We start from the raw sequence: 15,072 nt of genomic DNA on the forward strand, positions 1-15,072 counted from the left end.
CCCCTTTTATTCGTAATAAACTATTACGAATGAAAATGCTCTATTCAATTTCAAAATTCTCAACTGTCGGTTCACAAGGCAGTTCAATGCGATCGCCGAAAAGCATCAAAAATCATCGCATTAAGTTTTTATCCACTACTTTAGGTATAATGGCTATGGGACTTTCGGCCCAAGAAACCCAAATCGATTCTTTGGTAGGCAAAAAAATAGCCTTGGAGGAGGTTTTTGTTTCCGCGGTACGCGCAACAAAAGAATCGCCTGTTACCTTTACCAATCTTACAAAGGAAGATTTGGGGCCAAGGAACTTGGGACAGGATATTCCTATTTTACTGAACTTTATGCCTGCCGTGGTTACGACTTCCGACGCGGGTGCCGGTGTAGGCTACACTAGTATTAGGGTTCGTGGTAGTGATGCCACTAGGGTCAATGTGACCATAAACGGAATACCTTATAATGATTCTGAATCGCATGGTTCGTTTTGGGTGAACATGCCTGATTTTGCTTCTTCCACAGAAAGTTTGCAATTGCAACGAGGTGTAGGGACTTCCACCAATGGAGCCGGTGCTTTCGGCGCCAGTCTTAACATTGCGACCGATGGGGTGTCCGAAGAAGCGTTTGGGCGTATTTCTTCATCCGTAGGGAGTTATAATACCCTACGGAACAACTTAAAGTTCAGTACGGGGTTATTGAATGATCATATGGAGATTTCCGGGCGATTGTCAAGAATCACTTCTGACGGTTATATCGATAGGGCCGCTTCAGAACTCGATTCCTACTTTTTGCAAGGGGCGTTTAAAAATGATAATACCATTTTAAAGGCTGTTCTTTTCGGTGGGCATGAGGTTACCTACCAGGCATGGTACGGCATAGATGCCGAAACTTTGGAAAACAATAGAACCTTTAACCCTTCCGGTATTTATACAGATGCAAATGGGGATACACAGTTTTATGATAACGAGGTTGACGATTATAAACAAAACCATGCCCAGCTCCTTTGGAACCAAAAACTGAACGATAATTGGAATACGAACCTAGCGTTGCATTATACACGAGGCAGGGGCTTTTTTGAGCAGTTTAAAGAGGATGATGATTTTGAGACCTATGGTTTTGAACCTTTATTGGTCAATGGGGAAGAAGTGAATACGACAGACCTTGTGCGAAGAAGATGGTTGGATAACGATTTTTACGGAACCGTTTTTTCGGCCCATTACAATAAAGGAGCTTTAGACCTTATCATAGGGGGTGGCTGGAATACCTATGAGGGCGACCATTATGGGGAAGTGATTTGGGCCGAGTATGCCCCAAATAGTTTTATACGTGATCGATATTATGACGATTCCTCGAAAAAGACCGATTTTAATGTTTTCACCAAAGCCAATTATAATTTAGGTGATCATTGGAGTCTCTTCGGGGACTTGCAATATAGAACGGTAGGGTACCAGGCCAATGGCGAGGATACCGGATTGGTCGATGATACCTTCAATTTCTTTAATCCGAAATTCGGAGCATCCTATGACCTGAACCAAAACAACAATTTCTACCTTTCTTTCGCCGTGGCGAATCGGGAGCCCAATAGAAATGACTATGAGAATGGGAGTCCTAAACCAGAGAAGCTCAATGACCTGGAATTGGGTTGGAGGTATGTTTCACCGGATGTACAGCTTAGCACCAATGTGTATTACATGAAATACAAAGACCAATTGGTACTCACTGGTGAGCTGAATGATGTGGGGGCACCGCTACGGGCCAATGTTGGGGATAGTTATCGATTTGGTTTGGAGATTGATGCCCATCTTGCCTTAGGCGATAAATTCAGTCTGAATCCGAATGTTGCATTGAGCTCCAATAAGAATAAGGATTTTGTTTTTCAACGCGATGGGGTTCTTGAGGATTTAGGAAATACCGATATTGCCTTTTCCCCTGATGTTATTGTGGGGAACGCCATTTCATACATGCCCAATGAAAACATGCAACTTTCACTGTTGAGCAAATATGTGGGAAAACAATATATGGGAAATATCGATTCCGATGGGTCTGTGTTGGATGACTATTCACAAACCGATTTCAACGCCCAATATACGATTGAGACCAATTCCTTCGTAAAACGGTTGACCCTTTCTTTGTTGGTGAACAATATCTTTGATGCCAAGTATGTTTCCAACGGTTATTTCTATACCTATGATGATACTTGGTCAAACCCTGGACAAACGGCAACCATAGAAGGTTCGGGCTACTATCCACAGGCAGGTACTAATTTTTTACTCGGTGCCACCTTTGATTTTTAGTAGCAATCGCGTTTAAGGCGATTCACAATAATAACATGGCACTTAACCTCGGTTTTGTGCCATGTTCGTTTATTTGTAGTTTTATGTCCAAATATTTGAATAAATGGATTTTGGATTTGGAATAGGGCAAATCTTGATTTTGATTGCCATGGCCGTTTTGGCCATTGCGCCAGTGGTTGCCATAATCGATATTACCAAAGGCCGGTTTAAAGGGGCCAATGACAGGTTGATCTGGATATTGGTCGTCTTGTTTTTAAATCCATTGGGTACCCTACTTTATTTTTTGATGGGAAAAGATCAGAAAATCAGCAAGGGCGATAATTGATTTTCACATAACGAAACACCGAAATACATAGAGTAATGGAAGAGGATAAAAATATAAGATGGGGCATAATCGGTTGCGGGGCAGTGACAGAAGTGAAGAGTGGTCCAGCTTATCAAAATACCGAAGGGTTTGAGGTTCATGCCGTAATGCGGCGCAACAAGGAGAAAGCCGCAGATTATGCGAAGCGACATGGCATAGCTAAATTTTACACCAATGCGGATGAATTGATAGCCGATAAGGAAATAGATGCTGTTTATATCGCCACACCACCGGATTCCCATAAAGCATATGCATTGAAAGTGGCAGCTGCGGGTAAGCCTTGTTGTATCGAAAAGCCAATGGCTCCTAATTATCATGATAGTCTTGAAATATACGAAGCCTTTAAAGCTAAAAACCTTCCGTTGTTCATTGCCTACTACAGGCGTTCCTTACCCCGTTTTCTAAAAGTAAAACAATGGTTGGATGATGGTGCCATTGGTGCCATCAGGCAGATCCGTTGGAGTTTGTCCAAACAGCCCAGTAATACGGATCTAAGTGGGGAATACAATTGGCGTACCGATGCCAAAATCGCGCCAGGTGGCTATTTTGATGATCTGGCAAGTCATGGGCTCGATCTATTTGTTTATTTATTGGGCGATATTGAGCAAGCCAATGGTATCACCACCAATCAAATGGGATTGTACACGGCCAAAGATGCCATAGTTGGCGAGTGGAAGCACAAAAATGGGATAATGGGTTCCGGTAGTTGGAATTTTGGCTGTTCCCAAAGGGAAGACATTGTTGAAATTTACGGAAGCGAAGGCAAAATCATATTTTCAGTTTTTGATGAGGCCCCGATTATACTGATAAATCCAAACGGAGAGGAAAAACTCGAAATAGAACACCCGAAACATATCCAACAGTTTCATGTGGCGAACATTAAAGATCACTTAATGGGGGTAAAAGAGCATCCTTCCTTGGGGAAATCAGGATTGCATGCCAGTTGGGTCATGGACAGGATTTTAGGGAATATTTAAAATCCCTTACCACGAATGGTGTACGTGTTCACGAATCAATCGGTCGTAAATGGCATCTACTTGCTGATGTTGCCCTTCGGTTAGTGGCGGTAGGTCACTTGCGGTAATATTCGAAAGTAAATGGGCCTCTTTGGATGCCCCTGGAATAATACATCCTACTTCCGGGTGATCCAAAATCCATCGTAAGGCGATAGGGGCTAAATTTGTGTGGTTCGGAAATAGCGCTTTTAGCTCTTCCACAGCTTTAAGACCTAGATTATAAGGAATTCCGGCAAAGGTTTCACCCTTATCAAAATGGGAACCATCCCTATTGAAATTTCGATGGTCATCCGCATCAAAGGTGCTGGCAGCACTGAATTTCCCGGTTAATAGACCACTGGCCAAAGGTACGCGAACAATCACCCCGACATCCTTTTTTCTCACCTGTTCAAAAAACAGTTCTTTGGGGCGTTGCCGAAACATATTGAAGATAATCTGTACGGTAGCGACGTTTTCATATTCGATTCCTTTTAAGGCTTCCTCAATTTTTTCAACACTTATACCAAGGTGCTTTATCTTCCCTTCATCCTTTAAGCGATCGAACAATCCAAAAATCTCGGGGCGGTAGAATACTTCGGTAGGCGGACAATGGAGTTGTATGAGGTCCAAACATTCCAAGCCCATATTCTTCAGGCTGTCCTCAACAAATTTCCGAAGTACTTTGGGTTGGTAGTTTTCGTTGGTATGGGGGTTGATTTGACGTCCGCATTTTGTAGCCACATAGACTTCTTCCTTTCTAGATCTTACAACCCTTCCAACAGCAGCTTCACTCAATCCTGCTTCATAAACATCGGCAGTGTCAATAAAATTGATTCCTTGGTCAATGGCGGTATTGATGATTTTATCCGCCGAGGAATTGTCGAATCCGCTTCCCCATGAACCTCCTACCTGCCAAGTTCCCAGTGATATTTCCGATACATTGAAATCGGTCTTTCCAAGTCTTCTGTATTTCATTTTTGGCTATTTTTAGTTGTATGGATGAACCATAAGGGTTAATTATAAACCCTAACTACGTTATTGCTATAGGTGTTATTATAAATCAGCATATCGTAATAACGCCCACCATCATCCGGTCTGTTGAGCATTTGCCCTGTAAACAGACTGTATTCATAATCATCGCAAGGGCATATGGCCGTCTGTCCATTAAGAATCATTGTTGAACAATCGTTGGGGGCATGGTTAGGGCAGCTGGCTTCAGACGCGACGAATTGGTTGAACCCTGAATTGATGACAAAAATGCCTGCAGTGCCTACACCATTCGTTCCTACATATACAGCGGTTCCAGTGTTTGTCAAAAGGCTGTATGAAGGTAAGTTCAAATTCAATTCGTAGTTAAACGAAATTTCTTGTAAGTATGGATTTCTATTGGTACTACTACTGCTGCAACCCAAAATCAATAACAATAAAAACAGGGGATAAATACGATTCATATTTCAATTTCTATATAAAGGAACAAATACAAAATTGAACAAAAAATATGTATATTTGCGTTAAATCCTCTTTAAAATAAGGGGATTTTCCTATTAATGAGACCCTAGGATGGGAATATCGCTTTTTCTAAAAGCATTCATCTTAGCTGGGTGGATTAATCCCGCGACATGGCGGATTGTTTTAGAGTATTGGGGGAAATTCTTCGAGTATGACTTAAAAATGGATAAATTATGAGTAACGTATCATATTATACTGCTGAAGGTTTAAAAAAATTAAGGGACGAATTGAATTATCTTAAAGACGTTGAACGCCCAAAGGCTTCACAGGATATTGCCGAAGCTAGGGATAAGGGTGATTTGTCAGAGAATGCCGAGTATGACGCTGCCAAGGAAGCCCAAGGACTTTTAGAGCTTAAGATTTCAAAAATGGAAGCCACTTTGGCCAATGCCCGATTGATTGACGAATCCCAATTGGATACGTCCAAGGTCTTGGTGCTGTCTACAGTTAAATTAAAAAACCAGACCAATGATATGGAAATGAAATATACCTTGGTGGCTGAGAGCGAGGCGGATTTGAAAACAGGGAAAATATCAGTGAGCTCGCCAATAGGTAAAGGACTATTAGGGAAGAAAGTGGGGGATACCGCGGAAATTTCAGTGCCAAATGGCAAAATAACCTTTGAGATTTTGGAAATAACCAGGTAATAAAAACCGGGAATTCTTTATATTTAAACCTATCATAATCGATAGGTTTTTTTTGTACTTATTTTAAATGAATTGACCATGGCAAGTATCTTTACAAAAATCATCAAAGGGGAAATCCCATGTTATAAAATAGCCGAGGACGAGAATTTCTTTGCCTTTTTGGATATTAATCCGAATGCTAAAGGACATACGTTATGTGTGCCTAAAAAGGAGGTGGATAAGATCATGGACTTGGATGAGGAAACTTATATGGGATTAATGGCTTTTTCAAGAAAGGTAGGTAAAGCCATTGAAGCAGCTATCGATTGTAACCGGGTGGGTATTACGGTAATTGGACTCGAAGTGCCCCATGTGCATGTGCATTTGATCCCATTGAACCAAATGATGGAGGCTACCTTTCAGCACAAAGTGGCATTGACACAGGATGAGTTTGTTGCGATTGCCCAAAGCATATCCTCTAAAATTGGATGATTCCGGATTGCCATAGATAGATACCAGCCCCGATTAGTATCAACAGGGAAACCAAAAGAATATAGAACAGGGGTGTAAAGCGGATCACGGCCTTTTCAGGGGTAACCATTTTTTGATAATAATTGAAAATGCGTTCTATATCTTCCGTCCAATTTACCGGATAGATTATGGAGTCGCATTTGTTGCACCTAATGGTGTGTGTGATCTCACTGGTTGTTCTATCGTAAAGCTTCCCGTATTTGTGTTTCTGTTTAAAGGTTATCTTCATATCCTGATTAAAACACTCGGGACAATTATTGGTAATATTTGCTTCCTTTATAATTACTAACTTTTCCTTTGACATGGTTTACTTATTTACTTTTAAGGAGATTTGCATGATGGTACCTTCCTTTCCAGATGAAAGTACCCTTACTTTTCCCTTATGATATTCTTCCACGATTCTTTTTACTAAAGACAGTCCTAAGCCCCATCCTCGTTTTTTGGAGGTAACCCCCGGGTTAAATATGCTCTGGTGATTACTCTTCGGGATACCGCCTCCCGTATCGGCTATCAGGATATTCACATACTTTCCAGCAGGAATAATATCGATGGCGATACTTCCTTTGCCTTTCATGGCATCTATCCCGTTTTTGACCAGATTCTCAATGGTCCAGTTGTACAAGGCATGGTTTAAAAGCACTGGTAATTTATCAATTTTCGAATTGAACGAAAAATGGATCAATTTCGAACTCCGCAATTTCAGGTATTCATAGGCTTCCTTAGTTTCCTGTACAATATCGACTTCCTTTAACTCGGGTAAGGAACCGATTTTGGAAAATCGTTCGGTAATGGTTTCCAAGCGACCGATATCCTTGGCGATTTCCTTGGTGATTTCAGGGTTGATCCTTTCTGATTTCAAGAGTTCGTTCCAACCTAAAAGCGAGGATAATGGTGTGCCGATCTGGTGTGCGGTCTCTTTGGCCATCCCGGCCCATAATTTGTTTTGTTCCGAAGCCTTGTTGGTTTTGAAGAAGAAGAATATAACCGCCGCAAAAAGTAAAATAATCAACAAAAGGGCTATGGGGTAATACTTTAGTTTGTTCAGGACTTCTGAGTTCCCATAGTAAAGGGTGGCAAGGTGTTCTCCTTGTTGGTCAATGAATATGGGGGTGTTCTCGCTTTCGAATTTTTGGATGTTTCGCTGTATGTACAAAGAATCCTTTGCGCTTTCCTCACTCATGTTATTGGTCTTGACCGAGCCATCCTTGTTTACCAGTATCATTGGGGTTGAGGTATTGTTCTGTAATACCTTTATGGTGAGGTTACCCATATCCATATTTTCCGAATATTGCAATAATTCGGATTGGGCGGTAGCCCATATTTCCATTTTTAAGCGTTCTTCCTCCTTGAACTTTTTAAAGAAACTATTGGTGTTCCACAGAATCAAACTCACAATGGCAAAGGCTATGGCCAATAAAATAAAGTTCGAGGTCTTCTTTTTTGGGTTAAATTCCATCCAACCGGTTTAATGCTTTAAAGATAACGTAAAATGAGCATAAATGGTGTGTAGGGTAGATGGCCATCTGTTTTTAGTCGTAGTCAAATTGACTACATTTGTTATACTATGGATGATATGATCTCGATAATTCCAAAGGATATCACAACCCAAAAATTGCATGGGTACCTTTTAGGTGCCATTGGGCCCAGACCTATCGCTTTTGTCAGTACCATAGACGAAAAAGGTAGGCCCAATCTTTCGCCTTTTAGTTTTTTCAATGTATTTAGCGCCAATCCGCCCATATTGATTTTTTCACCAGCGCGCAGGGTTCGCGACAATACCACAAAACACACCTTGGATAATGTTGAAAAAGTGGGTGAGGCCGTCATTAATGTAGTCACTTATGAAATCGTTCAACAAATGTCGCTCTCAAGTACTGAATATCCTCAAGGGGAAAATGAGTTCTTGAAGGCTGGCCTTACCATGTTGGAATCCGATTTGGTGAAACCCTTTAGGGTAGCGGAATCACCCGTTCAGTTTGAATGTAAGGTAACCAAGATCGAACCGTTGGGAAAAGAAGGTGGGGCCGGAAACCTTGTTTTTTCCGAAGTGGTTAAAATACATATCAACCCCAATATATTGGACGAAAATGGTAATATAGACCAATTTAAGATAAATCAGGTTGCCCGCATGGGAGGCAATTGGTATTCTAGGGCCAATAAAGGGATGTTCGAAGTTCCCAAACCATTGTCGAGTATGGGGATTGGGGTAGAAGCCATTCCGGAAGGAATCAGGAACAGTACGGTTTTAACAGGCAATGACCTTGGGAAATTGGGTAATGTAGCGAAATTACCTTCAAGAATCGAAATAGGGGAATTTATCAGTTCAAACGAAGGAATATCTTCTTTGGCAACAAACAATGACCTTCAAACCATACATCGTAAGGCCAAGGAATATCTTGACCGGGACGAAGTGCTTTCAGCCTGGAAACTGCTTTTGGCAAACGAATTGTAAATAACTATTTGGTCAGTTTTTATGAAGCCATTTGTAAAACCCTTAACTTGGCGGCAAATTGTTTTTATCTATTTGATGGAGTCTTTCCCAATCTGTTATACTCGGGAAGGAAAGTTTGCCACAACAAAGAATAGGAAGAGGCAGGTAGTAAGCCTTAAAGGCATCAATAAAAAAATTAATACAGAATACAATTAGATAATTATCAAAAGATGGAAATACAAGGAAAAATCAAGAAGATAGAAGAGACCAAAACCTTTGGAAGCAATGGTTTTAGAAAAAGGGAAGTGGTAATAACCACCGAAGAGCAGTACCCACAACAAATCCTAGTCGAGTTTATACAGGATAAATGTGATTTGTTGAACAGCTATCAAGTTGGTCAGGATGTAAAAATCAGTATTAATATCCGAGGGCGTGAATGGACAAACCCACAGGGAGAGGTAAAGTACTTCAACTCTATTCAAGGATGGCGCATTGAGAATCTTCAGGCAGCGGAAGGCAATGCCGATATTCCACCAGTACCGCCTATGGATGCTTTTGAGCCTGCCGATAACATCAATGAGGAGGATCATGATGATCTGCCTTTTTAATAGGACAATGGATCAACAATACGAAAAGACCCGGAAGGGTCTTTTTTTTGTCCTTGTTTTTAGATAACTTCCGCTATTGAATCAATGTTTTTCTTAAAAAACCTGTGGTGAAAAAGAACGGTATTCATAAACCATTGGTATTCCTTACCAATGAAATTTATTTTCCTCCAGTAGCGGATGCCAATAGCGAAGGATTGGTGGCTGTTGGTGGGGACCTTTCCCCAGAACGTTTGTTATTGGCCTATAAGCGGGGTATTTTCCCTTGGTTCAACGAAGGCTCTATGGTAATGTGGTGGAGTCCCGATCCTAGAATGGTATTGTACCCTGACCAGGTGAGGATTTCGAAAAGCATGCGTAAGGTCTTGAAGGGCGATCAATTTCAATTGACCAAGAACACATCGTTTGAACAGGTGATCGATCAATGTGCAAGGATAAAACGCAAGGGTCAAGACGGTACGTGGATTACCCAGGATATGAAGAAAGCCTATCTGAAATTACACGCTATGGGATTTGCACAATCTTATGAGGTTTGGGAAGAAGGCAGGTTGGTCGGGGGACTCTATGGTATTGATCTAGGCCATGTATTCTGTGGGGAAAGCATGTTCAGTACCGTGGGCAATGCATCAAAGTTTGCTTTTATCAATTTGGCCAAGGAGCTTGGTCAAAAAGGATATCGTCTTATCGATTGTCAGATATATACCAGCCATTTGGAAAGTCTCGGGGCCCAGGAAATCCCAAGGGAGGATTTTATGGAAATTTTAAAGAATATGTAAGGGTTGAATTGAATTTTAGGGAACTGGACTAGGTTTTTTTAGGAAGTTTTGGTTGTACACAGTATTTATTCAAGTTCAGAGATTGTTTAAATAACATTAATTACGCTTATGGTCCCATAATTTTTGAAACTATGGGCCTAGAATACTAATGTCACAAATTAAAGGAGAAATGGTTTGCTTTTTACCTCAGTTCTTTGTTGCTTATCGTTGTTTCTATTCCTTGCTTTTTGGTTTAATGGTTCCAATCAATTCCCTAATGGTTCCATTACCAAAATATTGGTATACGTAAGTTTTTCCTGTTGCAAAGTCCGAATACAGGGAAACGATAGTCTTATCGTGTTCAATCCAACCGGTTAATGTTGTATGTTCATTCAAATGAATAGTTTTGATTTTTTCATTTGCATCAGCTCCTGATGTTCTTTCAATCCAATACAATTCTGTATCAGAACTAAATGTCAGGTCAATTTTTACATAATCTTTAAAATCATATTCAAATTCTTTATCGTAAATATTTTCAGTGGTCATATTTAATTGGGAAAAAGCCATTGAAGAAAATAGCATAGTTAAGCAAAGAAGTATGTTTTTCAGTTTTTTTCAGTTTTTTTTTCAATTCCGCAAACTTGCTAAATTCTGATATTGAGTTATAAATTCCGCGTTTTATTTTCAAAAATCCAATGCTTTTCAATTCCGAATTGTTCACGTTTGAGTGATTTCCGAGATTGTTGGCAACTTGTTTGTGCATGGCTAGTTGCGTGGTTAAGCACGTAATTTAGCAAATAAAAACCGTCCCGACGGTTTGGGAGAAAATCCGCAAGAAATTTCGTAAATAGGCTTTTACCAGCCATTAATTTTATACGGCTTAATTTTGATTCCCTTTAAATTGATAATATAATCAAAAAGAACAAAAGAGAGAATAAAGGTCAGGATACACGGTGAAGCTTTAGACTTCGACAATCCCGAGGGTTCGGGAATAATCCTCTCTTTTTTACGACTTAAACCACGTTCAGTTCTGCTTAAGCTATAACCTTTAGACTTTCTTTTAAAACCTCTAAATGCAATTCTACAGGGTTTGTTCTCTTCAATTCGCCATCCAGCTCAAAAATGATTTCTATGTCCTGATTTTCTATTTTTATTGTAGCATTTTTAACCCTATGATAAGAATATTCCTTGATTTTATGCTCGTATTTGAGTAGAAATAAAAATGCGAAATAAAGGATTTTAAATTTATTCAATCGATCAATTATCACAACATCCAGAAATCCGTCATTTAAAATTGCCTTTCTTGTAATGGAGAAATTATAGCCCATGATATTGGTGTTCGATATGAAAACTAAAAAAGGGTTTAAGACCGCTTCTTTCCCATTAATTTCAATGGTGTATTTTGCATCATTTTTAAATGACCTGATTGATTGTAAAGTTGCTTTTAGATAAGTAAACAATCTTCTGTTCGAAGAGCTTTCAAAATTTGAAATCGTATTGGCGGCAAATCCAAAACCAATGTTGCTGAAAAAATATTCCCCATTGATTCTACCTACATCAATAGAGGTAGCTTTTTGCTCTTTGATGCGTTGAATGGCTTTTTTTATGTTTTTCGGGATTTTAAGGTTTCTTGCCAACCCATTACCTGAACCAATAGGGATAATCCCAAGTAATATCTTAGAATTGACCAAACAGGATGCTACTTCGTTGATCGTGCCATCACCCCCACAGGCAACGATGATTTCAGCTTTTTCGTTTATGGACTGTTGTACTAAAAGTGTCGCATGTCCTTTATAGGAGGAATGTTTTACAACAATTGAAAAATAGTTCTTTTCAAAATATGCCGATAGATAATGCTTTGTAATTCGGGACTTCCCTTTACCGGCAATTGGATTTACTATGAAGTGGACTATTTTCATTCGTTCACTTTTAAGGATAGTCCGTTATTATTGTACAGATGGTCGGCCACTTGAAAATATGAAATGGTTTCTTTAAGAAAATCTTGGTTCATAGGCTTTGCAACCAAACTATTGTCATCTCTTTTCCAATTATAGAAATTAGCCTGTTTTTGATCCCCTAAGATCATAAGTTCATGACCCTTTAATAATCCTAATTTTCTATAGTTGCCAATAAAGGCACGTTCATCAGTCTCTTCCATTTTTAGAATGTCCTGTCCAAAAAGGTTACTTTCATAAGTCCAGTCCAATTGTGCAAATAATGTGGGGAAGATATCGACTTGGGAACAAAGTCTGTCAATATGTTGTTGTTCTACACCATCAAGATTTAATATCATTGCCGGAATATGATAATTGGCTACATCGAGTTCCCAACGACCTGCACTGCTGGCACAATGGTCTGCCATTAATATGAAAACGGTATTTTTAAACCAAGGTTTTTGTTTTGCATTTCTTAAGAATTCTTGAATTGCGAAATCGGTATATTTAATGGCTCCGTATCTTCCTGTACCTGATGGAATACTAATTTTATTGGCGGGATAAGTGTATGGCTTATGGTTCGAAGTAGTCATTATAAAATCAAAGAAAGGCCGTCCTGTGGCAAAGGCCGAATCGGCTTCTTTTATTACCTTTTTATAAATATCTTCATCACAAACCCCCCAGGCATTTTCAAAAGTTACTTCTTCATCCGCGATATTCTTACGATTGGTTACAATATCTGCAGATGGTAGAAACCCTCTTCCCCTGTCCACAATGTCAAATCCATTACCACTGAAATATTTGTCCATATTGTCAAAATATCCGTCGCCCCCATAAAAGAACGTCCTTGAGTATCCTTTACCCCTGAATACCTCGCCAATAGTAAAGAGATTATTATTTTTCTTTCGTTTAACAATACTTCTCCCAGGCGTTGGGGGAATTGAAAGTGTAATGGCTTCCATTCCGCGAACTGTCCTAGTGCCAGTTGCCATTAAATTGTCGAACGATAGTCCCACTTGCGATAAGGAATCCAATGTTGGGGTTAACATATTTTCATTGCCAAAAGCCCCCAAATATTTTGCACTTAAACTCTCAATGCAAATAAAAATAATGTTAGGTTTCTTCTCTTCACCATCATTTCTAATATATCTACGTATGCCCGTAGATGGCGCATAGATGCTGTCTTGAAAAGTTTTTATGTTTTCATTTACCTTTAAGAACGCTTCTTTGATTGGCTCGGTTTTGTAAAACTCAGGATAGCTAAGTTCATTATTCCGAAAAGCTGCAAAAAAAGAATAAATACCTGCTTTTGAAAGCTCATTGTTATAGCGATTATCTGAAATCTCGGCATTTTCATTTTTGATAAACAAAGTAAAAATCAAGGCAATACCCAATATGATTACACTTGGCAGTAAGCGGATTTTAAATGGATCTGTGCTTTCAAAAGTTCTCTTGAATATTCGTAATCTTATAAAGAGTATAACCGTAAGCATGACAAGTATTCCTATACTTCCAATCAAAATAGGTATAGGATATGATTCATTTATATTCTTAACGACCTCGTAAGTGTATATTAAATAGTCAACTGCAATAAAATTGAATCTTCTCTGGAATTCTTCCCAAAAAGTGATTTCTGCAAAGAATGAAAAGAAGATTATTAGCACGCCCACTATAAAGCCTGTATAACAAATAATCCTATCTGCCATAGTACCATTAAGACCTTTGGGTACTATCAAAAAATATAAAGTAGCGATTAGGGCAAAAAATGAAACGGTACCGATATCGTAAAAGAGCCCAATAAGGAATGTGGTAAACACGGTAATAACACCATGGTCGATTTCTGAAAAATTCCAAATAAGAAAAATGACTCTCAATAACAACGAAATTCCTAGGAACAAAAGGATGAAGCCTTTTAACAATTCGAACCGTTTTGTAAATCCTATTTTCATCTTATTCGTATTAATTGTTTTAGTTTGTTTAAATTTTCTTGTTTCCCTTTTTCCAAGACCTCTTTACCGTATGTGGTCTTAAACCGATACTCCTCCAGAAATTTAATATTGAGGAGATGCCATTCGTTATCGGTCATAACGGTGTCACAAAATAGTTCCCATTCCTTTCGCAAGAGCATATTCCTGTACATGTAATTAGTGGTTCCCAGATGGAACAAATCGGCATCGCAAAGTACTTTCTCATATACATCCATAGGATTTTGGGGCATCTTTGTGGCATCGATACAAGAAAGCACCCTTTCAATTTCGGTTTGCGGACAATTGGCTTTTGAAAGATATTGAGTAGCCAATCGTTTACTTACTTCTTCGTGTCCTTCATAGGTTTCCGAGAAACCTGTATCATGAAAGCAAGCCGCAATAGCTATGAAATCCACTTCTTTTGGTTGTAATCCTATGGCATTGGAAATCAAAAAAACGTTGTCGATTACTTCTTGCGTATGGGCAAAGTTGTGGAAGGGGAGATTCTTACATTTGTCATTTTGAAGTATCTCCGAACAATACCTCGTAATGCTTTTAATTGTCATCGCTGTCATTGTCCGGGTCTAAATGAATCATATCAGCATCATGTCTAATTTCAGTATGGCGAATCACACCTCCACTCAATCCTACATATTTGGAAATTATTGTCGAGGTTATAGCGAGTATCAGAACAATTGAAAAACAATATTTAGTATATTTTGATTTTTTATGGAGTAGAAACAGAGCGGCAAGGGACACCCCTCCTAAAATCAAAATAGTGGTAAAAAACAACTCTGCATATTCTTCATGGTTATGTAAAAGTGTCTCGCTTACTCCAGGAAAATCCTCAACAATTTCCGCAGCCCCTTCACCTGTATTAAAGGCAGCAATGGATGTTAAGGCACTGAATACAAAAATACCCAGTGATGTGTTCTTTACTTGGTGGTTCTTTATGATATAGCCTGAAATCAATACCAGAAAACCAACCAAAACACCAACAATGGGTAGATGGTTTATCACTAAATGTATATTTGCGTCGTTCATAACATTGTTTTCATTATTTAGGTTTC

Annotated in this window: 17 protein-coding genes; 8 read left to right on the top strand and 9 right to left on the bottom strand. The window is 39.2% G+C overall.

Going from position 1 to position 15,072, the window contains the following annotated elements; all coding sequences use genetic code 11:
• The first annotated feature begins 155 nt into the window (after positions 1-155).
• From HPE56_RS04365 to HPE56_RS04375, 3 genes are all read left to right on the top strand, one after another.
• A complete protein-coding gene (locus HPE56_RS04365; protein ID WP_223170205.1) occupies positions 156-2,285 on the top strand; it encodes a TonB-dependent receptor in 2,130 nt (709 codons plus the stop codon).
• A 103-nt stretch (positions 2,286-2,388) separates the two neighbouring features.
• Positions 2,389-2,610, top strand: a complete 222-nt coding sequence (locus tag HPE56_RS04370; RefSeq protein ID WP_188242565.1) for a PLDc N-terminal domain-containing protein — start codon at positions 2,389-2,391, stop codon at positions 2,608-2,610.
• A gap of 35 nt (positions 2,611-2,645) precedes the next feature.
• Complete coding sequence (locus HPE56_RS04375; protein WP_188242566.1) at positions 2,646-3,626, top strand: Gfo/Idh/MocA family protein; 981 nt, start codon at positions 2,646-2,648, stop codon at positions 3,624-3,626.
• A gap of 6 nt (positions 3,627-3,632) precedes the next feature.
• Here HPE56_RS04375 and HPE56_RS04380 read toward each other — a convergent pair whose 3' ends face one another.
• Both HPE56_RS04380 and HPE56_RS04385 read right to left on the bottom strand, forming a co-directional pair.
• Entirely contained in the window at positions 3,633-4,619 is a 987-nt protein-coding gene (locus HPE56_RS04380; RefSeq protein ID WP_188242567.1) for an aldo/keto reductase, read from the bottom strand.
• 38 nt (positions 4,620-4,657) lie between these two features.
• The gene (locus HPE56_RS04385; RefSeq protein WP_188242568.1) at positions 4,658-5,095 is read right to left on the bottom strand and encodes a Rieske (2Fe-2S) protein; all 438 of its coding nucleotides are present in this window, start codon (positions 5,093-5,095) and stop codon (positions 4,658-4,660) included.
• A 231-nt stretch (positions 5,096-5,326) separates the two neighbouring features.
• Here HPE56_RS04385 and greA point away from each other — a divergent pair, with 231 nt between their 5' ends.
• Together greA and HPE56_RS04395 are read left to right on the top strand one after the other, a co-directional pair.
• Positions 5,327-5,800, top strand: a complete 474-nt coding sequence (greA, locus tag HPE56_RS04390; RefSeq protein ID WP_188242569.1) for a transcription elongation factor GreA — start codon at positions 5,327-5,329, stop codon at positions 5,798-5,800.
• A 78-nt stretch (positions 5,801-5,878) separates the two neighbouring features.
• Positions 5,879-6,271 carry an HIT family protein gene (locus HPE56_RS04395; RefSeq protein WP_188242570.1) on the top strand — a complete coding sequence of 131 codons (393 nt, stop codon included), beginning with the start codon at positions 5,879-5,881 and terminating at the stop codon, positions 6,269-6,271.
• Here HPE56_RS04395 and HPE56_RS04400 read toward each other — a convergent pair.
• Both HPE56_RS04400 and HPE56_RS04405 read right to left on the bottom strand, forming a co-directional pair.
• Complete coding sequence (locus tag HPE56_RS04400) at positions 6,258-6,614, bottom strand: hypothetical protein (protein ID WP_188242571.1); 357 nt, start codon at positions 6,612-6,614, stop codon at positions 6,258-6,260. The two genes, HPE56_RS04395 and HPE56_RS04400, sit on opposite strands and share 14 nt — an antisense overlap.
• 3 nt (positions 6,615-6,617) lie before the next feature.
• Complete coding sequence (locus tag HPE56_RS04405) at positions 6,618-7,766, bottom strand: sensor histidine kinase (protein WP_188242572.1); 1,149 nt, start codon at positions 7,764-7,766, stop codon at positions 6,618-6,620.
• 117 nt (positions 7,767-7,883) lie between these two features.
• Here HPE56_RS04405 and HPE56_RS04410 point away from each other — a divergent pair, with 117 nt between their 5' ends.
• The 3 genes from HPE56_RS04410 (at position 7,884) to aat (ending at position 10,122) form a co-directional block, all read left to right on the top strand.
• Positions 7,884-8,762, top strand: a complete 879-nt coding sequence (locus HPE56_RS04410) for a flavin reductase family protein (protein WP_188242887.1) — start codon at positions 7,884-7,886, stop codon at positions 8,760-8,762.
• A 209-nt stretch (positions 8,763-8,971) separates the two neighbouring features.
• Entirely contained in the window at positions 8,972-9,349 is a 378-nt protein-coding gene (locus tag HPE56_RS04415) for a DUF3127 domain-containing protein (protein WP_188242573.1), read from the top strand.
• A 104-nt stretch (positions 9,350-9,453) separates the two neighbouring features.
• On the top strand, positions 9,454-10,122 hold the full coding sequence (gene aat / locus HPE56_RS04420) for a leucyl/phenylalanyl-tRNA--protein transferase (RefSeq protein ID WP_394355030.1): 669 nt from the start codon (positions 9,454-9,456) through the stop codon (positions 10,120-10,122).
• 213 nt (positions 10,123-10,335) lie between these two features.
• On the opposite strand, the gene HPE56_RS04425 is transcribed toward aat, so the two are convergent.
• The 5 genes from HPE56_RS04425 to HPE56_RS04445 all read right to left on the bottom strand — a co-directional run bounded on the left by HPE56_RS04425 (position 10,336) and on the right by HPE56_RS04445 (position 15,046).
• Positions 10,336-10,647: a MoaF-related domain-containing protein gene (locus HPE56_RS04425; RefSeq protein ID WP_188242574.1), complete on the bottom strand. Its 312-nt coding sequence runs from the start codon at positions 10,645-10,647 to the stop codon at positions 10,336-10,338.
• Positions 10,648-11,135: 488 nt separating this feature from the next.
• Positions 11,136-12,020 (bottom strand): diacylglycerol/lipid kinase family protein, encoded by an 885-nt coding sequence (locus HPE56_RS04430; RefSeq protein WP_188242575.1) that lies wholly within the window; start codon positions 12,018-12,020, stop codon positions 11,136-11,138.
• Entirely contained in the window at positions 12,017-13,984 is a 1,968-nt protein-coding gene (locus HPE56_RS04435; RefSeq protein WP_188242576.1) for an LTA synthase family protein, read from the bottom strand. Before HPE56_RS04435 ends, HPE56_RS04430 begins: the two co-directional genes overlap by 4 nt.
• On the bottom strand, positions 13,981-14,577 hold the full coding sequence (locus HPE56_RS04440; protein ID WP_223170187.1) for an HD domain-containing protein: 597 nt from the start codon (positions 14,575-14,577) through the stop codon (positions 13,981-13,983). The genes HPE56_RS04435 and HPE56_RS04440 overlap by 4 nt, the downstream gene beginning before the upstream one ends.
• On the bottom strand, positions 14,558-15,046 hold the full coding sequence (locus HPE56_RS04445; protein ID WP_188242578.1) for a hypothetical protein: 489 nt from the start codon (positions 15,044-15,046) through the stop codon (positions 14,558-14,560). The genes HPE56_RS04440 and HPE56_RS04445 overlap by 20 nt, the downstream gene beginning before the upstream one ends.
• Positions 15,047-15,072 lie beyond the last annotated feature (26 nt).

The sequence above is a fragment of the Maribacter aquimaris genome, assembly GCF_014596745.1.
Classification (GTDB): Bacteria; Bacteroidota; Bacteroidia; order Flavobacteriales; family Flavobacteriaceae; genus Maribacter_A; species Maribacter_A aquimaris.